Source organism: Actinophytocola sp. (genome assembly GCF_009379765.1).
In the GTDB taxonomy this organism is placed as follows: domain Bacteria; phylum Actinomycetota; class Actinomycetes; order Mycobacteriales; family Pseudonocardiaceae; genus Actinophytocola.
In genome coordinates this window covers 14,475-34,450 of record NZ_WHTD01000054.1, presented here as the reverse complement: position 1 = coordinate 34,450, position 19,976 = coordinate 14,475, and the positions used below count along the sequence as shown (strand labels likewise).

Annotated in this window: 24 protein-coding genes; 11 read left to right on the top strand and 13 right to left on the bottom strand. The window is 70.4% G+C overall.

The features are described from left to right. Nucleotide 1 precedes the first annotated feature (1 nt). Complete coding sequence (locus GEV28_RS18145; protein ID WP_291413268.1) at nt 2-799, top strand: alpha/beta hydrolase; 798 nt, start codon at nt 2-4, stop codon at nt 797-799. A 159-nt stretch (nt 800-958) separates the two neighbouring features. Beyond that, a complete protein-coding gene (locus GEV28_RS18140) occupies nt 959-1,132 on the top strand; it encodes a hypothetical protein (protein ID WP_291413267.1) in 174 nt (57 codons plus the stop codon). 73 nt (nt 1,133-1,205) lie between these two features. Here GEV28_RS18140 and GEV28_RS18135 read toward each other — a convergent pair whose 3' ends face one another. The 4 genes from GEV28_RS18135 to GEV28_RS18120 all read right to left on the bottom strand — a co-directional run bounded on the left by GEV28_RS18135 (nt 1,206) and on the right by GEV28_RS18120 (nt 4,218). Beyond that, nucleotides 1,206-2,024, bottom strand: coding sequence for an alpha/beta hydrolase (locus GEV28_RS18135; RefSeq protein ID WP_291413266.1), 819 nt, complete (start codon nt 2,022-2,024; stop codon nt 1,206-1,208). Next, a complete protein-coding gene (locus GEV28_RS18130; protein ID WP_291413265.1) occupies nt 2,024-2,428 on the bottom strand; it encodes a hypothetical protein in 405 nt (134 codons plus the stop codon). Before GEV28_RS18130 ends, GEV28_RS18135 begins: the two co-directional genes overlap by 1 nt. A 183-nt stretch (nt 2,429-2,611) precedes the next feature. Continuing rightward, the gene (locus GEV28_RS18125) at nt 2,612-3,886 is read right to left on the bottom strand and encodes an RNA polymerase sigma factor (RefSeq protein ID WP_291413282.1); all 1,275 of its coding nucleotides are present in this window, start codon (nt 3,884-3,886) and stop codon (nt 2,612-2,614) included. Next, nucleotides 3,880-4,218, bottom strand: coding sequence for a YciI family protein (locus GEV28_RS18120; RefSeq protein WP_291413264.1), 339 nt, complete (start codon nt 4,216-4,218; stop codon nt 3,880-3,882). Before GEV28_RS18120 ends, GEV28_RS18125 begins: the two co-directional genes overlap by 7 nt. Nucleotides 4,219-4,344: 126 nt before the next feature. Here GEV28_RS18120 and GEV28_RS18115 point away from each other — a divergent pair, with 126 nt between their 5' ends. The 4 genes from GEV28_RS18115 to GEV28_RS18100 all read left to right on the top strand — a co-directional run bounded on the left by GEV28_RS18115 (nt 4,345) and on the right by GEV28_RS18100 (nt 8,224). Continuing rightward, the gene (locus tag GEV28_RS18115; protein WP_291413263.1) at nt 4,345-5,577 is read left to right on the top strand and encodes an MFS transporter; all 1,233 of its coding nucleotides are present in this window, start codon (nt 4,345-4,347) and stop codon (nt 5,575-5,577) included. Nucleotides 5,578-5,648: 71 nt separating this feature from the next. Beyond that, complete coding sequence (locus tag GEV28_RS18110) at nt 5,649-6,389, top strand: SDR family oxidoreductase (protein WP_291413262.1); 741 nt, start codon at nt 5,649-5,651, stop codon at nt 6,387-6,389. 18 nt (nt 6,390-6,407) lie between these two features. Continuing rightward, nucleotides 6,408-7,280: an SDR family oxidoreductase gene (locus GEV28_RS18105; RefSeq protein WP_291413261.1), complete on the top strand. Its 873-nt coding sequence runs from the start codon at nt 6,408-6,410 to the stop codon at nt 7,278-7,280. A gap of 20 nt (nt 7,281-7,300) precedes the next feature. After that, nucleotides 7,301-8,224: a LysR family transcriptional regulator gene (locus GEV28_RS18100; protein WP_291413260.1), complete on the top strand. Its 924-nt coding sequence runs from the start codon at nt 7,301-7,303 to the stop codon at nt 8,222-8,224. 332 nt (nt 8,225-8,556) lie between these two features. Here GEV28_RS18100 and GEV28_RS18095 read toward each other — a convergent pair whose 3' ends face one another. Further along, nucleotides 8,557-9,867: a diguanylate cyclase gene (locus GEV28_RS18095; RefSeq protein ID WP_291413259.1), complete on the bottom strand. Its 1,311-nt coding sequence runs from the start codon at nt 9,865-9,867 to the stop codon at nt 8,557-8,559. A 321-nt stretch (nt 9,868-10,188) separates the two neighbouring features. Further along, the gene (locus GEV28_RS18090; protein ID WP_291413258.1) at nt 10,189-11,730 is read right to left on the bottom strand and encodes an LLM class flavin-dependent oxidoreductase; all 1,542 of its coding nucleotides are present in this window, start codon (nt 11,728-11,730) and stop codon (nt 10,189-10,191) included. A 66-nt stretch (nt 11,731-11,796) separates the two neighbouring features. On the opposite strand from GEV28_RS18090, the gene GEV28_RS18085 reads away from it, so the two are divergent. Then, nucleotides 11,797-12,285, top strand: coding sequence for a MarR family winged helix-turn-helix transcriptional regulator (locus tag GEV28_RS18085; RefSeq protein WP_291413257.1), 489 nt, complete (start codon nt 11,797-11,799; stop codon nt 12,283-12,285). A gap of 8 nt (nt 12,286-12,293) precedes the next feature. On the opposite strand, the gene GEV28_RS18080 is transcribed toward GEV28_RS18085, so the two are convergent. Together GEV28_RS18080 and GEV28_RS18075 are read right to left on the bottom strand one after the other, a co-directional pair. Beyond that, nucleotides 12,294-12,581, bottom strand: coding sequence for a GNAT family N-acetyltransferase (locus tag GEV28_RS18080; RefSeq protein ID WP_291413256.1), 288 nt, complete (start codon nt 12,579-12,581; stop codon nt 12,294-12,296). A 440-nt stretch (nt 12,582-13,021) separates the two neighbouring features. Next, nucleotides 13,022-14,182 carry a helix-turn-helix transcriptional regulator gene (locus tag GEV28_RS18075; RefSeq protein WP_291413255.1) on the bottom strand — a complete coding sequence of 387 codons (1,161 nt, stop codon included), beginning with the start codon at nt 14,180-14,182 and terminating at the stop codon, nt 13,022-13,024. Between the two features lie 132 nt (nt 14,183-14,314). Between GEV28_RS18075 and GEV28_RS18070 the strand changes: the two genes are divergently transcribed. Both GEV28_RS18070 and GEV28_RS18065 read left to right on the top strand, forming a co-directional pair. Further along, on the top strand, nt 14,315-14,677 hold the full coding sequence (locus tag GEV28_RS18070; RefSeq protein WP_291413254.1) for a hypothetical protein: 363 nt from the start codon (nt 14,315-14,317) through the stop codon (nt 14,675-14,677). A gap of 47 nt (nt 14,678-14,724) precedes the next feature. Then, entirely contained in the window at nt 14,725-15,357 is a 633-nt protein-coding gene (locus GEV28_RS18065) for a hypothetical protein (protein ID WP_291413253.1), read from the top strand. 73 nt (nt 15,358-15,430) lie between these two features. Here GEV28_RS18065 and GEV28_RS18060 read toward each other — a convergent pair whose 3' ends face one another. Further along, nucleotides 15,431-15,610, bottom strand: a complete 180-nt coding sequence (locus GEV28_RS18060; protein WP_291413252.1) for a hypothetical protein — start codon at nt 15,608-15,610, stop codon at nt 15,431-15,433. A 47-nt stretch (nt 15,611-15,657) separates the two neighbouring features. Between GEV28_RS18060 and GEV28_RS18055 the strand changes: the two genes are divergently transcribed. Beyond that, on the top strand, nt 15,658-16,038 hold the full coding sequence (locus GEV28_RS18055; RefSeq protein WP_291413251.1) for a cellulase family glycosylhydrolase: 381 nt from the start codon (nt 15,658-15,660) through the stop codon (nt 16,036-16,038). A 31-nt stretch (nt 16,039-16,069) separates the two neighbouring features. Here GEV28_RS18055 and GEV28_RS18050 read toward each other — a convergent pair whose 3' ends face one another. Beyond that, nucleotides 16,070-17,038, bottom strand: a complete 969-nt coding sequence (locus GEV28_RS18050) for an SDR family NAD(P)-dependent oxidoreductase (protein WP_291413250.1) — start codon at nt 17,036-17,038, stop codon at nt 16,070-16,072. A gap of 195 nt (nt 17,039-17,233) precedes the next feature. After that, nucleotides 17,234-17,674 carry a nitroreductase family deazaflavin-dependent oxidoreductase gene (locus GEV28_RS18045; RefSeq protein ID WP_291413249.1) on the bottom strand — a complete coding sequence of 147 codons (441 nt, stop codon included), beginning with the start codon at nt 17,672-17,674 and terminating at the stop codon, nt 17,234-17,236. Between the two features lie 132 nt (nt 17,675-17,806). On the opposite strand from GEV28_RS18045, the gene GEV28_RS18040 reads away from it, so the two are divergent. Then, entirely contained in the window at nt 17,807-18,475 is a 669-nt protein-coding gene (locus tag GEV28_RS18040) for an O-methyltransferase (RefSeq protein ID WP_291413248.1), read from the top strand. On the opposite strand, the gene GEV28_RS42385 is transcribed toward GEV28_RS18040, so the two are convergent. Together GEV28_RS42385 and GEV28_RS18030 are read right to left on the bottom strand one after the other, a co-directional pair. Further along, nucleotides 18,455-18,715 carry a hypothetical protein gene (locus tag GEV28_RS42385; protein ID WP_367115122.1) on the bottom strand — a complete coding sequence of 87 codons (261 nt, stop codon included), beginning with the start codon at nt 18,713-18,715 and terminating at the stop codon, nt 18,455-18,457. The genes GEV28_RS18040 and GEV28_RS42385 overlap by 21 nt on opposite strands. 176 nt (nt 18,716-18,891) lie before the next feature. Continuing rightward, nucleotides 18,892-19,749, bottom strand: coding sequence for a helix-turn-helix transcriptional regulator (locus GEV28_RS18030; protein ID WP_291413247.1), 858 nt, complete (start codon nt 19,747-19,749; stop codon nt 18,892-18,894). Nucleotides 19,750-19,976: the final 227 nt, after the last annotated feature.

The window sequence follows — 19,976 nt, the reverse complement described above, 5'->3', positions numbered from 1 at the left end:
CATGACCAGCACCATCATCTCGGCGGACGGCACGAAGATCGCCTACGAGCGCTCCGGCGACGGGCCGCCGTTGATCATCGTCGACGGTGCGATGTGCTACCGCGACAGTGGCCCGGCCCGGCCGATGGCGGCCGAGCTCGCGGGCGACTTCACCGTCTTCATCTACGACCGCAGGGGCCGCGGCGAGAGCGGAGAGAGCTCCGAGATCGCCCTCGAGCGCGAGATCGAGGACGTCGAGGCGCTGGCCAAGGAGGCCGGCGGCTCGCCCTTCGTGTACGGACCGTCCTCCGGCGCGATGCTCGCGCTCGAGGCCGCCAACCACGGCATCGGCGTGTCGAAGCTCGCGATGTACGAGGCGCCGCTGATCGTGGACGACAGCCGGGTGCCGATCGCCGAGGACTTCCTGCGGCAGATCACCACGATGGTCGAGGCGGGCCGCAACGGCGACGCGGTGAAGGCGTTCATGCGCTCGGTCGAGGTGCCCGGGTTCGCGATCACCATGATGCGGCTGATGCCGGTGTGGTCGAAGCTCAAGACGGTCGCGCCGACACTGCGTTACGACTTCACCGTCATGCAGGGCCTGCAGCAGGGCCGACCGCTGCCGGAGACCCGCTGGTCCACGGCCACCATGCCCACGCTCGTGGTCGACGGGGGCAAGAGCCCGGCCTGGATGCGCAACGGCAACGAGGCGATGGCCGACGTCCTGCCCAACGCCACCTACCGGACCCTGCCCGGGCAGAACCACCTGGTGAAGGCCAAGGCACTGGCACCGTGGCTGAAGGAGTTCTTCACCGCCTGAGGGTTCCTCTCAGCACCCCTTACCCCGCCCCAGCGGGGACCCTCAGTGGCCGGGGTAAGGGACGTGCGGACCAGTAGTACGTGATCGTCCGATGCCCGGGTACCGGCCTCAGGACGAATCTTCTCCTTGTCACCGAGAAAGTCGAACAAGGAGATGGAAATGAACTGGACGCATGAGTTCGTGCGGACCGAGATGGACTACCGGGTCGAGCGCGCGCTGGGCGACGTGCGGCGCGGGACCACCCTCGAGCACCTGCGTGCGGCGCGCGAGAGCCACCCCTCCTGGTGGCGCCGGGTACGGGTGCAGCACCGGACGACCAACGACGCGGCATGACCGGCCAGGCCCGACCGGGCCACCGACAGCGAACGACGCCTTCGCGGAGAGTCCGCGGAGGCGTCGTTCGCTGTCAGGAGGTGTGCGCGACCAGCTCGCGCAGGACCAGCGGCCAGTTCTCCCGCGGGAGCTCGTGGCCGGTTTCGGGCAGCGGGACCAGCCGGGCGCCGGGGATCTCACGGGCCAGCGCTTCGCCGTGGGCGAGCGGAAACATCGGGTCCTCCGTGCCGTGCAGCACCAGCGTGGCGACCCCGATCTCGGGCAGCCGGGGCCGCCAGCTCTCCCCGCCGTCCTCGGTGGCGTAGTGGTTCTTCTCGGCCGACTCCGGCGACGTCGTCCGGTCGAACGCAATACCCACGACCTCGCGGACCGCCGCGTCGTCGAACGGTCTGGTCCGCGACGCCACCCCCCGCTGGCTCGCCACCTGGTAGTCGACGACCGAGTCCCGTGAAGTCCAGTCCGGCTCCGGCACCGGTTCGATCGACCCCATCGGCAGGTCCGGGTCGCCCGCCCCGCCGCTGGTCGACATCAGCGTCAGCGTGATCAGCCGCGCCGGCTCACGCTGCGCCAGGAGCTGCGCCAACGCCCCGCCCATCGACAAACCGACCACGTGCGCCCGAGCCACGCCGAGCGCGTCGAGCACCCCGGCCGCGTCGGCCACCAGGTCGTCGCCGGTGTAACCGGGCCGACCAGGTGGGTAGCTCACCGACTCGCCGGTGTCGCGGTGGTCGTAGCGGATCACGTACCGGCCGGCGGCGGCCAGCCGCGCGCAGAACTCCGGCTCCCACCAGTCCATCGACCCACCCGCGCCCATGATGAGCAGCACCGCCGGGTCGGTCGCCGAGCCGAACGTCGAGACCGCGATCCGCACCCCGCGCACGTCGAGCAGCATCACCGCACCTCCCGGCCCAGCCTGCCCAACAACGCCACCAGCGGCGAGGCGTCCGCGGGAACCGGCACCGGGTCGCCGAAAGCGCCGTCGGGCGCCGGGCCGTCGGACAGCGCCGCGACCGCCGCCACCACGTCGACGTCCGGCTCGTACGGCACGCCGGCGCCGGTCGCCAGGTCCCAGCCGTGCACCAGCGACTCCGACAGGCTGATGCCCGCGACCACCCAACCGCGCAGCACGCCGCCGGGGAACGGGTGCTCTGCCGCGAGCACCTCGGGCCGGCCGAACGCGGCCAGGCACCGGCGGGTGGCGTCGCGGTAGTCGGTGGGCGAACCCGGCGCCGAGCCGGACACCGTGCACGCGAAGAAGTCGAGCGCGTCGACCAGGTGGTCGGCCACCTCCCGCACGGGCCAGTGCGGTGACCACCAACGTTCGCCGGGTCACCAACGTCGGCGGTCACCGCACCGGGCGCGTTCCACCGCTCGTTCGGGATCGTGGCCAGCACCTGGCCGGTCGCCTCGTAGGCGCGGGTCAGCAGCGCGACGTCGATGCCGGTCAGCTGGGTCGTCGGTCCTCCCTCATCCGGTTCCTCACCCCACCGACGAACGGCGCGGGCCCTGGTCGACAGGCCGCTGCCCGGACATTTCGGCGAGCCGGCCGGCGAGGTAGCGCCGCTCGGCGTCGGTGCCGGCGAGCTCGATGGCCGCGCGGTAGGCGTCGGCCGCCTCGGCGCGGCGGTCGAGCCGGCGCAGCAGGTCGGCCCGGGTCGCCGGCAGCAGGTGGTAGCCCGCCAGCTCGCCACCCTCGGCGAGCCGGTCGACCAGCACGAGCCCGGCCGCCGGGCCGTCCGCCATGGCCACCGCGACCGCCCTGTTCAGCTCGACGATCGCGGACGGCACGTACTTCACGAGCTCGGCGTACAGCGACGCGATCTGGCGCCAGTCGGTGTCCTCGGCCGTGGGCGCGGTCGCATGGCAGGCCGCGATCGCCGCCTGCACCTGGTAGGGCCCCGGCTGCCCGCGGCGCAGCGCCGACTCCAGCAGCGCGACGCCCTCGGCGATCTCGGCGGCGTCCCAACCGCCGCGGTCCTGGTGCTCGAGCGTCACCAGCTCGCCGTCGGCGCCGACCCGGGCCGTCCGGCGCGCGTCGTGCAGCAACAGCAACGCGAGCAGCCCGGTGACCTCCGGCTCGTCGGGCATCAGGCCGGCCAGCACCCGGGCGAGCCGGATGGCCTCGTCGGTGAGCGAGCGGCGCACGAGGTCGGCCCCCGCCGAGGCCGCGTAGCCCTCGTTGAACAGCAGGTACAACACGCCGAGCACGGCGTTCGTCCGCTCCGGCAACAGGTGCGCGGGTGGGACGCGGTACGGGATGCCGGCGTTGCGGACCTTCTTCTTGGCCCGCACGAGGCGCTGGGCCATCGTCGCCTCCGGCACGACGAACGCCCGCGCGATCTCGGCGGTGGTCAGCCCGGCGAGCGTGCGCAGGGTCAGCGCGACCCGCGCCTCGAACACCAGCGCGGGGTGGCAGCAGGTGAAGATCAGCCGCAGCCGGTCGTCCCGGATCTCCTCGGCCGGTTCCGGCCCGTCCTCGACGTCCGCGAGCGCGGCGGCCTCGCGGAGCTTCGCCGCGCCAACGGCGTCGCGGCGCAGCCGGTCCACCGCCCGGTTGCGGGCGGTCGTCGTGAGCCACGCGCCGGGCTTGCGTGGAACGCCGTCCCGCGCCCAGCGCTCCAGCGCCGACGCGAACGCCTCCTGCGCGCACTCCTCGGCGAGGTCCCAGTCACCGGTCACCCGGATCAGGGTGGCCACGACCTGGCCCCACTCGGCGCGGAACGCCGCCGCGACCGCATCCTCGACGTTCACCAGAGTGGGCGCACCTCGACCAGCCCGAACCGCGCGACCGGATGCGCCGCGGCGATCTCGACGGCCGCGTCCAGGTCGGCGCACTCGATGACGGCCAGGCCGCCGATCTGCTCCTTGGTCTCGGCGAACGGCCCGTCGGTGCGCAGGACCTCGTCGTCGCGCACCCGCACGGTGGTCGCCTCGGCCGGCGGCCGGAGCAACAGGCCGCTCACCCACGAGCCGCCCCGTTTCACGTCCTCGACCCAGGCCAGCCCGTCGTCAGCGGCGCAGATCTCCTTCGACGACAGGGGCGGCGCACCCGACTCCTCGCCGCCGATCAGCAACAGATAACGCACGAACTCATGCTCTCACGAGACAACGGGCGGATTCCCCGCTTGCGGCCCTCGTAGCCGCAGAAATCGCGTAGTACTGTTCGTAGTGACGCGATGGCGCCCCGTAACACCGGTGTCTGGGGAGGAACGGTGGTCACGAGCCGACCGATCGGCTACCGCGGCATTTTCCGGAACACCGAGTTCCGAGCGCTGTTCGCCGCACAGACGATATCGATCATCGGTGACCAGTTCGCCAGGGTGGCCCTGTCCGTGCTCGTGTTCGACCGTACCGGCTCGCCCGCGTGGACGGCGCTGACCTACGGCCTGACGTTCCTACCGGACCTCGTCGGCGGCCCGCTGCTGTCCGGGCTCGCCGACCGGCACCCGCGGCGCGGCCTGATGGTCGGCGCGGACCTGACGCGGGCCGGACTGGTCGGGCTGATGGCGGTGCCCGGCATGCCGATCTGGCTGCTGTGCGTGATCTTGGTGGCGGTGCAGCTGATCAGCGCGCCGGCCAATGCCGCGCGCGGGGCGCTGCTGCCGGCGGTGCTCGGCGAGGACGACTACCCAGCCGGGCAGGCGGCGCTGCAATCGGTCACCCAGGCCGCGCAGGTGATCGGCTTCGCCGGCGGTGGCGCGCTGGTCGCGACGATCGGAACCGGTGGGGTGCTGCTGGCCGACGCCGGGACGTTCGCGGCGTCCGCGCTGCTGGTGTGGGGCCTGGTCCTGGCCCGCCCTTCGGCGGGCGACACGGACCCGGAGCGCCGCGCGTGGTGGCCGGACTTCGTCGCCGGGTCCCGTCTCGTGTGGACGGACCGGCGGCTGCGCGCGCTGGTGCTGTTCGCATGCCTCGGCGGGTTCTACATCGTGGGCGAGGCGTTGGCCGCGCCGTATGCCGAGGCGTTGGGCAACGGCGCGGTGGCGGTCGGGTTCATGTTCGCCGGGTACGCCGCGGGGGCCGCGGTGGGAATGCTCGTGCTGGCGCGGCTGCCGAAACCGGTGCGGCTGCGGCTGTTACCGCCGCTCGCGGTCGCCTCGTGCGTGCCACTGGTGCTGTGCTTCACCGATCCCGGTCTCGTGTTCGTGGTGGCGTTGTTCGTGGCGTCGGGGGTCGGGAGCGCATACCAGGTGATCGCGTCGACGACGTTCGTGCTGGCGGTGCCGGACACGCGGCGGGGCCAGGCGTTCGGGTTGGCGGTCACGGCGATCAAGGTGTCGCAGGGGTTGGGCGTGACCCTGGCGGGACTCGCGGCCGAGGGGATCGCGCCGCATCAGGTCGTCGGGACGGCGGGCGTGCTGGGCGTACTCGCGGCGGTCGCTGTGGTGTGGTCGTGGCGGACGGCCGGCGGACGTACGGACTCCTTGGCGGGCCAGCCGGCATGATGCATGCGGTGCATGTTCCATATCAGAACATTGCATTGGACACATAGTTCCTGCGAGCCCATGCTTGTGCCATGAACGCACAGCAGCAGCCCAGAGTGGCGATCGTGACCGGTGGGTCACGCGGAATCGGCCGGGAGACCGCGTTGCGGCTCGCCGGCGACGGGTACTCGGTCGTCGTCAACTACGCCGGGAACCAGGCCGAGGCGGACAGCGCGGTCAAGGAGATCACCGAGGCGGGCGGCACGGCCGTCGCGGTTCAGGCCGACGTCGCGGACGAGACCGCCGTCGCGGCGATGTTCGACCGGGCGGAGGCGGAGCTCGGCGGGGTCGACGTGCTCGTGCACGCGGCCGGGGTCATGCTCCTGTCCCCGCTCGCCGACCAGGACCTCGACGTCCTGGATCGGATGCACCGCACCAACATCCGCGGCACCTTCGTCACCAACCAGCAGGCCGCGCGGCGCCTGCGGGCCGGCGGCGCCGTCATCAACTTCTCCAGCTCCGTCACCAAGATCGCCCGGGAGGGCTACACCGCCTACGCGGCCAGCAAGGGCGCCGTGGAGGCGATGACGCTCATCCTCGCGCGCGAGCTGCGCGGCCGGGACATCACGGTCAACGCCGTCGCGCCCGGCCCCACCGCCACGGCGCTGTTCCTCGACGGCAAGTCCGAGGAGCTCATCCACCGCATCGCCGCGGAGGCCCCGCTCGAGCGGCTCGGCCTGCCCAGCGACATCGCCGAGGTGGTCGCGTTCCTCGCCGGTCCCGGCCGGTGGGTCAACGGCCAGGTCGTCTACGCCAACGGCGGCGCGGCCTAAGTCCCAAGGGGGACAACAATGTCCACCATCCTCATCAGCGGCGCCTCCAGCGGTTTCGGCGCACTCACCGCCCGCGCCCTCGCCGACGCCGGCCACACCGTCTACGCCGGCATGCGCGGCCTGGCCGGCCACAACACCGGAGCGGCCCGGGAAGCGACCGCGTACGGCCTGCACCCGGTCGAGCTCGACGTCACCGACGACGACTCGGTGCGCCGGGCCGCCGACACCGTCCTGTCCGAAGTGGACGGCGTGGACGTCCTGATCCACAACGCGGGGCACATGGTCACCGGGCCGGCCGAGGCGTTCACCCCCGAGCAGCTCGCCGACCTGTACGACACCAACGTGCTCGGCACCCAGCGGCTCAACCGGGCACTCCTCCCCCACCTGCGCGAGAAGGGCGACGGCCTCGTCGTGTGGGTCGGCAGCTCCAGCACTCGCGGCGGCACCCCGCCCTACCTCGCGCCGTACTTCGCCGCGAAGGCCGCCATGGACGCGCTCGCCACGAGCTACGCACTCGAGCTCGCCCGGTTCGGCATCGAGACCACGATCGTCGTCCCGGGCGCGTTCACCAGTGGCACCAACCACTTCGCGCACAGCGGCACCCCGGCCGACAAGTCCGTCGTGGACGAGTACGACACCCGCTACGGCGGGCTGATGGACCAGGTCGGCCGCAAGCTCGCCGAGCTGGAGCCGCCGGACGCGGACGTCGCCGAGGTGGCCCGCGCGATCGTGCGGGTGGTCGGCACGGAGAAGGGCAAGCGCCCCTTCCGGGTGCACGTCGACCCGTCCGACGACGGCGCCGCGGTGGTGAACGCGGTGGCCGACCGGGTCCGCACGGAGTTCCTGCGCCGCATCGACCTGGCCGACCTGCTGCACCCGGCGACCGCATGACACCGGCTACCGTGCCGCACATGCGCACCACGCATCTGCAGCGGGTCGACCTCAACCTGCTGGTGGCCCTGGCCGTGCTGCTCGAGGAGCGGCACGTGTCCAGGGCCGCCGACCGGATCGGGCTGAGCCAGCCGGCTACCAGCAGGGCGTTGCAGCGGCTGCGTGACACCCTCGACGACGAGTTGCTCGTGCGCACCCGGGACGGCTACCAGCTCACCCCGCGCGCCGAGCGCGTCCAGCAGGAGCTCGCCCGGATCGTGCCCCGGCTGGAGATCCTGTTCGGCGGCGAGAGCTTCGACCCGGCCACGGCGACCGACCGGTTCCGGATCGCCGGCACCGACTACGCCACCTCGGTGCTCGCCCCTGGCCTGTGCCGGCGGCTGTACGAGCAGGCGCCGGGCGCGTCGCTGCACTTCAGCACGTGGGACGTCGGTGCCGTCGAGCATGTCGGGAGTGGCCTGGTCGACCTGACGTTCTACGGCTTCCCGCCCGGACCGTCGGTGCGCAGCGAGCTGCTCTACGAGGAGCGCTTCGTCTGCCTGATGTCCGCCGACCACCCGCTCGCCGGCCGGAAGTCGCTGTCCCTGGCCGAGTTCCTCGACGCGCCGCATGTGCGGGTCGAGGTCCAGGAGGGCGAGAACCCCGCGATCGACCGCACGCTGACCGGCCTCGGGCGACCCCGCCGGGTGGCGCTGACCGTGCCGTACCACACCGCGGCCGTGCTGGCCGTGCCCGGAACGCCGCTCGTCGCGACGCTGCCCGAGCGCATGCTCACGGCGGCCGCAAGGAACCCCGCGCTGCGGATCGTGGGCGCACCCAAGGAGATCGAGACGATGCCGTACCTGATGGTGTGGCATCCGCGGCTCGACGACGACCCGGCGCAGCGCTGGCTCCGCGACCTGGTCAGGGTGGTCGCCGCGGGGAGCACGGAGACCGCGGGTTAGGTCGGGTCTCGTGGATCTTGGTCGATGGGATTCGTGATCCAGCTGGCTCCTGGCAAGGCGGCGGAAGGCCGCGCATACCGGGTTGTACTCGGGCCTTCCGACAACGCGGCCAGGGGACAGCTGGGCGCGAATACCACGACCCAAGATCCGCGAGACATGGCCTAGTGTCGCGTGATCCTGTTCCTTTGCGTCCGCTGTGGATCAACGTGGTTCCTGGCAAGGCGGCGGAAAGCCGCTCGTACTGGATGTACTTGGGCTTTTCTCCAACGCCGTAACACAGACAGGGGCCGCTGTTGGCCGCAGCGGCGTAAAGGTTTCAGGGTCACGCGACACTAGTCCTGCGGCAGCCGGGCACTGGGGAAATGCCGCACGGAACCCTGCTGTGGCACGCTGCTCTGCTTGGGCAGGGGAACGACGTTCGGCGCGGTCGCACCCCGTGACACCCGGGTGCGGTCCCGACCCGCGTCCTTGGCCTCGTACAGCGCCGCGTCGGCGGCCAGGAGCAGCGTGGTCCGGTCCTCGCCGTGGTCGGGGAACACCGCGGCGCCGACCGAGGCGGTCAGCCCGCCGACCACCCGCTCCACCCCGTCCAGGTCGGTCGTCGAGACCTTGAGCGTCGCGACCGCGGCGCGGATCCGTTCGGCGGTGACGCGCACGTCCTGCGCGCCGAGACCGGGCAGCACCACGGAGAACTCCTCGCCGCCGTACCGGCCGACCATGTCGTGGCCGCGCACGGAATGCTTGATCGCGTCGGCGACCGCGCGCAGCACCGCGTCGCCGGCCAGATGCCCGTACCGGTCGTTGACCCGCTTGAAGTGGTCGAGGTCGAGCAGCAGCACGCCGAGCTTGCCGTCGAGGCGCCGGGCCCGGTCCATCTCGTCGGACACGAGCTTGCACCAGAACACCGACTCGAACAGGCCCGTCTTGGCGTCGGTACGGCTCGCGTCGCGGAACTGCGGCATCAGCAGTCCCGTGTGCAGCGCGAACACCGTCACGACGAGCAGCGGTGTCCACCACGGGTGGGCGGCGACCATGACCGCGATGCCGCCGCCGAGCCCGATGGCGCCGGCGATCATCAGCTGGTCGCTGGCGTGGCCGAGCGCCATGCGCGGCGGGCGGTCCGGGTTGGTGGCGACGATGACGAACACGACGAGCCCGTAGTTCACCAGCCGGTACAGCGCGCCGGCGGCCACCACCGCGGCGAGCCCCTTCGGGCTGTCGAGCGCGGTGGCGAACGGTTCGGTGTGCGCGGGGTAGACGGCGGCGAGCACCGCATAGGCCGCCGCACACGCCAGCACCACGGTCGCCCCGGAGAAGATCTTGCGGTGCACCACCGCGCGGCGGCGGTACACCCGGAACCAGTTGTAGGTATAGCTGACGATGAACAGCGCACACATCAGCGGCGGCGGCAGCAGCAGGATCGCGGCGAAGAACCAGACGGTCTGCAGATGGTTGTACGGCGTGCCCTCGGCGGCGATCTCGCGGAGCCGCTCCATGCCGCGGGCAGCCTCCAGGTGGACCGTCGAGGCGAGCACGAGCACGCCGAACCAGATCCAGTGTTGGCTGGTGACCGGAGCGAGCCAGCCGGTGGCGACCACGACGGCCACCGCGGCGAATTCGACCGAGAGGATGTATACCCGCACGAACCTCGGGAGGGACCATAGAGTCCAGCGGCTGGGCGACAGCCGCCGCCACCCCTGCACGGGGTCAGGATCATCCGCACCGTGCACTACTGTGTCCCTTCGCAACGGAGGTCCACGGTAATGGCTCGGACACACAGTGTCGCGACTCCAAACGAGTGACGACCCTGAGCGAACCCGCTCGAGGAGGTGTCATGTCTTCCACCAAGAACACCGGTCGCCCCGCCGAATGGCGTACCGGACGTCCCGCCGAATGGCGCTGACGATACGGACGAGGAGAGGCGTTCGCCGTGGAGATGGCATGACGAGCGCCTCTCGCCCGCTCTAGACGATTTCCAAGCGCGCCAACGGCTCCACGAGCTCACGCTCCTCATAGGACAGATGGGAGAGCAGCGTGTCGGTGAGCAGGTCGACCGCGTCGCCCAGCTCGGCGATCCCGGTCGGGTCGCTCACGGTCGCGACGAGCGCCGCGTCGACCCGGTCGAGCACCTCGTGGATCATGTGGTGTTCCTCACTCAGCCGGTCCAGAACGGGGCCCAAGCGCGGGTCGGCGCCGCGGATCTGCGGGAAGAACGAGGTGTCCTCGAGCGTGTGGTGCACGGTGACGAACCTGCAGTAGCTCTCGCAGAACGCGCCGAGGGTCCAGTTGTTCTGCCGCATGGTCATCTCGTTGATCTCCGACCGGGCGGCACCGACGTCGAGTGCGCCCTCCGCCACCTGCCGGACCAGCCCGCGCACCCGCTGCAGCTCGCCGCGCAGGTGGTCGTGGATCTCGACGAGGTGCTGGCCGGTCAACCCGCCGCGGTCGTGGTAGACGGCGTCGGGGTCGACCGCGGGACCGGTCGGGCGCCGCGTCTCGTCCCACACCCGGGTGGTCGACAGGCGCGTGCCGTCGTCGGGCGTGGGGGTGACGCGGAGTCTGGGGTTCTCCGGTGGCGCAGCGTCGATCGGGGTGGGAGCTCTCGGCGCGCCGCCGAGGTCACGCTCCTGCGCGACCAGCTCGCGCACCCCCGGCGCGACCTCCTCGGCGAAGCGGCGCAGGTCGTCGGCGCCGTCGCGGTCGACCATGAGGATGAACTTGCTGATGCCGTCGGCCAGGGTGAGCTCGGCGAGCTGCTCGACCCAGACCTTGGCCGGGGCACGCAGGAACTCCGCCCCGGAGCCGGTGAACGAGCCGGTGATGTTGTACAGCCGCACGATGTCCGTCGCGGCCCGGCCTGCCGCGTCGGCCCCCGCGTCGATGATCTCGTTCATGCCGGCCAGCTGCTCGGGCGGCGCGTAGGGCGAGCTGGGCAGCCAGCCGTCGGCAGCGCGGCCGATGAGGCCGAGCATGCGCTTCTTGTAGCCGCCGACCCAGATGCGTATGTCGTGCACCGGGAACGGGCCGGGGTGCGCGCCGGCCAGCCGGGAGTGCGTGCCGTCCCGCCGGACGCCGCGGCCGGGTGTCCACAGCGCGCGGAGGACGCCGATGGCCTCATCGAGCGCCGCGAGCGACTCCGCCGGGGTGCGGCGCGGACCGTCCATGGCCTCGATGGCGTCCCAGAACGCGCCGGCGCCCAAGCCCAGCTCGGCGCGGCCGTTGCTGAGGATGTCGAGGGTCGCAACGCTGCGCGCGAGCATGGCGGGCGGCCGTAGCGGGAGGTTGGCGACGTTGGGGAACACGCGGACGTTGCTCGTGCCGGCGGCGATCACGGAGAGCAGGGTCCAGGTGTCCAGGAAGGCAGCTTGGTAGGGATGGTCCTGGGCGCTGACCAGGTCGAGGCCGAGCCGGTCGGCCAGGCGGGCGAGGGTGAGCGTGTCACCGGCCGCCTCCGCCGCGGGGGGCAGGAAGACGCCGAACTCCAGGGGGTGACCGTAGTCGGGCATGAGATCAGTATGCCACGAGATATTCTGTCAGACAGATGTTCTGCTGTGCCGCGTACCATAGGGCGCATGACGGCACTGGACGGCGACCTCGGCTGGACGCTCGGCGTGGTGTTCCGCGCGTACGTCAAGTCGAGCGCCGTCGTGATGACCGGCGTGCCCGGCGGGCACCGCGGCTACCAGGTGCTCACCGCCGCCGCACGGGACGAGGCGCCGTCGCAGTCGGCCCTCGGCGCGCAGCTGGGCATCGACCGCACGGTGCTCACCTACCTCCTCGACGACATGGAGCGCGCCGACCTCGTCGCTCGCAAGCCCGACCCGGCCGACCGGCGGACCCGCCAGATCGTCGCGACCGAACCCGGCCGCGCGCTGCTGTGCCGGCTCGAGGAACAGCTCGCCCACGCGGAGGCGCACATCCTCTCCGGCCTCCCCGCCGGCGAGCAGCGGACGCTGAAGTCGCTGCTCACCCGCCTGGCCGCGCACGCGAACGAACTGGACCCGGTGGACAGCACCTGCGCGGTCGTCGAGGACATCAGTGCCAGCCGCCCGAAGCGCTGACCTGACGCTCAGGAGACCCCACCGATAGGGAGCGGCAGGACCATGGCATCGAAATGCGGCGAGTCCGGGTATGGACGAAGTTCGCCGATCTTCTGCCAACCCCACCGCGCGTAGGCATTCTGCGCCGACGAATTGTTTTCCCGGACCAGCAGAGTCGCCCGTGCCTCGGAGCGGCCACCAAGAAGCTCGTCGTGCAAGGAGTGCGCCACACCTCGACCTTGCCACAAAGGCACGACCATCAGTTCGTTGAGTGCGAACGTGCGCTTTCCGGACTCCTCGGCGAACCCGTCAGGCACCGGCGTCGTAAGCCCTTGCCACCAGCGGGCGTTCTTCGGCAGAGCATAACCGAACGCAAGCCCCTATCTGTCAACGGATCCGACTCGTGATATGCGGCTACAAGCTCGAATCCCGGCGCTCGAATATACCCTGCTACCCGCTCGATAAATCGGTCGGCCGAGTAGAACGGATCCGAAATGACGTCGGCGTCACTAGTGTCGCGTGATCCTGTTCCTTTGCGTCCGCTGTGGATCAACGTGGCTCCTGGCAAGGCGGAGGAAAGTCGCTCGTACCGGGTTGTACTTGGGCTTTTCTCCAACGCAGCCAGGGGCCGCGTTGGCCGCAGCGGCGTAAAGGTTTCAGGGTCACGCGACACTAGCCTCATAGATGGGCCGGACTACCGTGTCAAGAATCTCCGCCGCCGTCGACGCGTCATGATGAGAGAACGTCACGTGATCGATCAGACCGCGACTCCGGCCCACTTGGCAAATCCAGCGAGCGATTCCGTCTTCCTTCGATCGGCCGATGCCAGCGCGATGATGGTCTCGTGAACGGACGGGTGGTGCCTGGTGTTGAACGGTGCGACGCGGCGGGCCTCGTTGAGCTCGTCGAGGCAGCGTCTGCGGTCGCCGTGGAGCAACCAGGCTCGCGCCTGGTCGATGTGGTGGTGACCGAGCCGTTCTGGCTTGCCTGTACCGGCGAGTTGGACTTCAGCGCCCCGGCGGACTGCCTCGGTCCCGTCGAGCGCCTCCACCGGCAACGCACACCAATGCACGTCGACATTCAGGGCGGAGGCGTCGATACCGCGGTAGTCGGCCTGGCCGTCCCGTCGCATGGCGCGCGCTTCGACGACGTACTCGTCCGCACGATCGAGCCGGCCCGCGCGGGCGGACAGCACGGCGTTGCGCAGGTGCACTTGGGTCGCGACCGCGGACGGCTTGGCCAGATGCGCCTGGACGCGCTCGAGCACCCGAAGGCCACCGCTGTAGTCGCCGAGGCCCAGGTATCGGGACGATCGGTGGAAGGCGCTGATGGCAACCCGGAGCGGATCACCCGTGCTTGGCGCGAGCTGGATGTGCCGTTCGGATGCGACAGCCGCGATGTCGGCTTGCCGAAAACGTCCGGCGACGGTGGCGGTCAACCTGTAGGCGTCGTGCAGCGCGGCACGCGCGACCTCACCGTCGGAGCCTGCGCGGTCTGCGAGTACGTAAAGGTGGTGCAGCAAAGGTGAAAGCTCGCCAGCCGCGTCCGCGTACTTCGTGCCCGCGACCTGGCGGGCGATGGCGTCGAGCCGGCGGTTGATCGCATCGAGGCTGAGAAGCGGCCCCTCCGGGCGCGGATCGTCCCAGGCGTCCACCGCGGCTCGGAGGTTGGCGAGCTGGACCGCGCTCGACTCCTCCGCCATCGAGCGGTCCTCGACCCCATACAGGTGGGATGGATCCACATCGAGAGCCCTCGCGACTCTCCCCACGAACGCCGCGCTCGGAGGGATCCTCCCCTGTTCGACCTTTTTGACGGTATCCAACGAGTAGAAGGCACGGACAGCGAGTGCGGCCTGCGTGAGACCGCGCCGCTTGCGCAGGTTTGCCACGCGTGCGCCGACTCTCGTCGTGGTGTCCATGAGTCAAGGGTGCCACGTCAACCATTCGGGTAATGAGAGCAGGGCCGTGACCTGCGCATTCCCCCTTTCATCCCCCTTCAGATCGGTAGATCGCCCATAGCTTCGAGCCGTGACAGGAGATGAGCACGGCTGATGGCTCTGACAGAGACACAACTCCGAGCGGTGGTCCGTTACCCGGCGCTGAGCCGGCTCGTGGCGCTGCGGGAGGACCACCGGTGGACGTTCAGCATCGAGTGTGTCGAGGACGGTGGCGTGGACCTGGTGGCCGGCGGTCGCCTGTGGCCAAACGGCTGGTCCGAAGCCATCGCGGTCCGCGACACCAACGACGTGCGCGCGTTCCGGCTCGACCCGTCCTGGGGCGAGGTGTGGTCCCGGGAGGGCGGGTTGATCGAGGTGGTCGACACGCTGCTGGAGCTTCCCGAGCCCGGACGGACAGGCGCGCCAACCCTGGTCAAGGGGCTCGCGCCGAGGCTGTGGGTACCTGGCCGAGCCTGAGCCGCGGACACCTTCCTTGATCCACGCTTCGAGAGCGAACGACCCGAATGACAACGAAGACTCAGCAAGTCCCGGCCGGAACCGGCCACGTCATCGCGCCGTACATCACCACCTGGAGCGGCGAGGAGGATGTGCCGCGCCAGGTGGTCGAGCGACGAGGGCTCGGCATCGGCTTCGCGGACGAAACCGTGCTCGACCGCGACCGCCACCACGTGCTGTGGAGGACACGAACCTCCCGTCCGGGCCACGGCAGACCGCAGTTCGGCAACGTTCACCCGCAGCGGCAGCGGCGTGCCATGCGCAAGCTCCTGTGTCAGGTCTGCGCCGGCCCGGCCGATCAGACCGACGAAGGCGTGCTGTGGCTGATTCCGGACCTCCGCGAGGACTGGCCGGGTTGGCCCGCGAGGATGGGGCTCGACGAGCCGCCGGTGTGCCGCCCGTGTGTCCGGCTGTCGGTCCGGCTCTGCCCGGCCCTGAGACGAGGCGCGGCTGCCATTCGCGCACGGAAGTACCCGATCGTCGGAGTATGGGGTGCGGTCTACACCCGAACCGTGTCGGGCCTACAGGCGACCGAGGTTCGAACCGTGGGGTTCGAGGACCCGGCGATCAGATGGACCCGTGCCGAGCGACTGATCCGACAGGTCGACGACTGCGACATCGTTCCGCTCGACGATCTGTGATGGTCGGTGCGACTGGACCTCGGGCGTCGAGGAGGCCGCACAACCCGCCGATCGTCGGGTTGTGGGGTGTGGTCTAGACCGGCATGCTTTGTTGGCGCGCGCAACAAACGTTTATCTCCTGAACGAACGGAGAGCCGACAATGATGTCCGCACGCATCAGCATGCTCGCCGTCGTCGCGGTGGCCGCGGCCGTCGTGCCCTGGGCGACCGCCACGGCGGCGCAGGTGCCCGACGGCCAGGCGTCCGACGCCACGCCACGGGCGGTTGTCTTCGAGGACCAGTTCGTGGTCGTCGCTGGGCGTGTCCGACGGCGCGGACGAGTCGGAGGTGGTCGACGACCCGGTCGACGCGTCGAACATCATGTACACGTTCCACTTCTACGCGGCCTCACACCGCGACGAGTACCTGAACGCGCTGTCCCGTGCGGCCGACCGGATCCCGATGTTCGTGACGGAGTTCGGCACCCAGGAGTACACCGGCGACGGCCCGAACGACTTCGCGATGGCGCAGCGCTACCTGGACCTGTTGGCGAGCAAGCAGATCAGCTGGACGAACTGGAACTTCTCCGACGACTTCCGGACCGGCGCGGTCTTCGAGGAGGGCACCTGCCCGAACGGTCCGTTCACCACCCCGGCGCGGTTGAAGCCCGCCGGCGAGTGGGTCCGCGACCGGATCCGCTAGGAAATCTGGTGGATCCGGGTTTCGTCGACTGTCATCCCTTATCGAGGCGGTAGCCGCGGCGGAGCAGGTGTTCGACGAGCCGTTGGGGCAGCAGGGTCGTGAGTCGCGGGACCAGCAGCGCTTCCGGTCCGACGCCGTAACGGGCCCGCGGTCGCCGCGTGCCGGCGATCCTGACGATCAGGTCGGCGACCTTGCGCGGGTCGCCGCCGCCGCGGAGGCTCCGGTTCAGGGTTTCCCGGGCCCGCTCGCGGAGTCCGTCGTAGTCGGCGATGGTCGCGGCCGTGTTCGACGACGCGTCCACCACGTCGGTGACGAACGCGCCGGGTTCGACCGAGCAGACGGCGACACCGCGATGGCGGACCTCGTGCCGCAGGGCCTCGGTGTAGCGGGCGAGGGCGGCCTTGGAGGCCGGGTAGTAGGCCTCCCCGGGTTCGCCGATCCACGCCGCGAGCGAGCCGACGTTGATGATGTGCCCCCGACCTCGAGCGCGCATGCCGGGCAGCACGGCGGCGGTGACCCGGACGGTGCCGAAGAAGTTCACGTCGAACACCGCCCTCGCCTCGGCCTGGGTGGTCTCCTCGGCGATCCCCGAGTGCATGACTCCGGCATTGTTGACCAGCACGTCGATGCGACCCGCGCGGCGCAGCACCTCATCGACGCAGGACGCGACCGAGTCCTGCGACCGGACATCGAGCCGCAGCATCGTCACACCGTGCTCGTCCGGACGGTCCCGGCGGCTCGTGCCGAACACCCGCCAACTCCTGCCGGCGAAGCCGCGAGCGGTCGCCCGCCCGATGCCCGACGAGGCGCCGGTGACGACGACGGTGCGGTCAGCGGAGCGCGGCTGGGTAGACATGGGCACGGCTCTCCGTCGGACGGGGCACGAGCGGAACCGGCGACCGACGATCGTCGCGGCGAGCCTCGCGACCGTGTCGGTCGAGCCGTCCGCACGCGGGCGGGCGTTCGTCGTGCCGGTGCTCTTCGGCACGACGGGTGGCATGAGCAGTCACGGTGGCCGCGCTCGCCGCACGGAAGCCGCCGCTCGGCGATCCGCTCGTTCTGCCGCGCCGAAGGTGGCTGGTCGAGGCGGCCACGGTCGGCAGCGGCACCGTGGCCGTCCTGTTGGGACCATCACTCGCGGCGCCGGGTCCGCACGTCGCGCTGGCGCTCACCTACGCGGGTGCGGCGAGTACGGCTAGTGATCCTCGGGCTCGAGCACGAAGACCGGGATCTGGCGGTCGGTCTTGCGCTGGTAGTCGGCGTAGTCCGGGTAGGCCTCGACCGCGACCGCCCACCACGTGGCCTTCTCGTCGCCGCTGACCTCGCGGGCGATCATGTCCTGCTTGACCGGCCCGTCCTGCAGCTCGACGTGCGGGTTGGCGACGACGTTGTAGTACCAGACCGGGTGCTTGGGCGCGCCGCCGAGCGAAGCGACGACCGCGTAGCTGCCCTCGCGCTCCACCCGCATGAGCGGAGTCTTGCGGATCTTACCGGTCTTCGCGCCGATCGTGGTCAGGACGACTACCGGCATGCCGCGCAACATCGTGCCCTTGGCCCCACCCGAGCTCTCGTACAGCTCGGCCTGCTTGCGGGCCCAATCGGACGCGCTCGGCTCATATTCTCCCTCAAGTGGCATGCCTCCAGTGAACACCAGTTCCGCGTCGGCGGCAGGCCACGCCCGGAGTGCTCGGGACGCCGCAGTCCCGGGCGGTGATCTCGGTGACGATCTCGGTGGCTCGCGCGCCCGCGCACGGGTAGGAATGGGCTCATGACACAGCAGCAGTGGGACGCGGTCGACGGCTACATCACCGATCTGCTGGTCGGCGACGATCCGGTACTCGGCGCCGCGCTCGCCGCCAGCGACGCGGCCGGGCTGCCGCGGATCGCGGTCGCGCCCAACCAGGGCAAGATGCTGAACCTGCTGGCCAGGATGCACGGCGCCCGCTCGATCCTGGAGATCGGCACGCTCGGCGGCTACAGCACGATCTGGCTCGCCCGGGCGCTGCCCGAGGACGGGCGGATGGTGACCCTCGAGTACGAGGAGAAGCACGCGGTCGTGGCACGGGAGAACCTCGAGCGTGCCGGTCTCGCCGACAAGGTCGAGGTGCGCGTCGGTCCCGCGCTGGACAGCCTGGCCGTGCTCGACCACCAGGGCGCCGGGCCCTTCGACCTGGTCTTCGTCGACGCCGACAAGCCCAACAACCCCGGCTACCTCACCTGGGCGCTCAAGCTGACCCGGGCGGGCAGCGTGATCATCGTGGACAACGTGGTGCGCGACGGCCGGGTGGCCGACGCCACGAGCACCGACCCGTCGGTGGTCGGCACCCGCAAGCTGGGCGAGATGCTGGCCGCCGAACCGAGACTGACCGCGACGATGGTGCAGACGGTCGGCAGCAAGGGCTACGACGGCTTCGCACTAGCGCTCGTCACCGGCTGACCCCGCCGAGCCGGCAGTCCCGAGCGGCTCCGGAGCGGTGGTCGGGTCGGCGGCGGCGGTGCCGGTCAGGCCGCGGAGCTGTTGCAGCATCTCGAAGGCGGGTACCGGCGAGCGGGCGAGGCACGTCTCGCACGGCATGCCGACCGGGGTCGACAGCACCTCCCCGGACCCGGGCGCGATGCGCAGTCCACAGTATGCGGTCAGGAACCGCGGCATCGCGTCGGCGTCCGGGAGCGGCACCAGATGGCACGTTCGCCGGCTCTCGCCGATCACTGACCCGTCCGGCTGCCGGGGTTTCAGTCGAACCAGGATCAATGCCCGGGTCATGTCGGAACATTAAAGCTGCGGAGTCCCGGAAGGACAGAGGATTTCTCATTATTTCTCGAGGTAACGGAAACCGTTGCGAGGCCGATATTTCAGTCGTCATTCCGGGTTGATTCCGGGGCAAGTTGGTCGATCATCCGTTTGATGATCGCGCGTGCCTGCCGGCCATACGCGGCGGCCGTGGCCATCGAGTCGAAGATCGCCCGATACAGCTCGATCTCCTGCGGTTGAGCCAGGTTGAGCTCGGCGGAGAACGTCTCGACCATCACCCGCTCGTCGTCGAGCAGCCAGAACCCGTGCGTCGGGGCCACCGCGTACGCGGTCTCGAAATCGATGATGCCGAACTTGACATTTGGCAGGGCGGACAACGCGATCAACCGATCGAGTTGTCCGAGCATGACCTCCGGCGAACACAGCCGATACCGAAGCGCCGCCTCGGTGAGCACGAAGTGGAAGCGTTTTTCCGGCTGGTAAAGAATTTCCTGCCGTTGAATACGGGCCTGTACCGCCTCGTCGACATCGGCGCGCACCTTGAGCACCGTGACGCTCTGCAGGAACCGCGCCCGCGCATACTCCGCGGTCTGCAGCAGTCCCGGGATGAAGGTCGACTCCAGCGCCCGGAACAGGCGCGTCTTGGCATCCAGCGCGGCGAGCTCGGTCTGGTGCGGCTTGAGACCGGCGCGTAACTGGCGCTGCCACTCGATGTTCTGCACCGCGAGGGTGTGCAGCGACGCGAGCAGCGCGTCGGTCTCGCCGTCGCTCGCCGTGGCCTTGGTCCACGCCCGGATGTCGTCGTCGGTGGGCGACTGGCGGCCGTTCTCGAGCTTGGAGACCTTCGAAGGCGGCCACGACAGCGACTCCGCGAGCCCACGACCGCTCAGGTCTGCCTGTCGGCGCAGCTCGCGGAGCCGCTTGCCGAGCGCGAGGCGCGCCTCGTGGAGACTGGACACGCTGCTCGTTCGAACTGGAGGCACGACATCGTCCCGTCGCCGGGCGCGATGCCCGCCGACACCGCACCAGTAGGTTCACCCACGATAACGGCCAGGACGGGGTATTTCCGAGAAATTTCTCGGAAATCGTCACATTGCAACCCTTATGGCGCAGCGCAGAACGCTCGGTGACACTCCTCGGCCAGGGCGCGTCTGGTGGATCACGGTCGATGCGATTCGTGATCCAG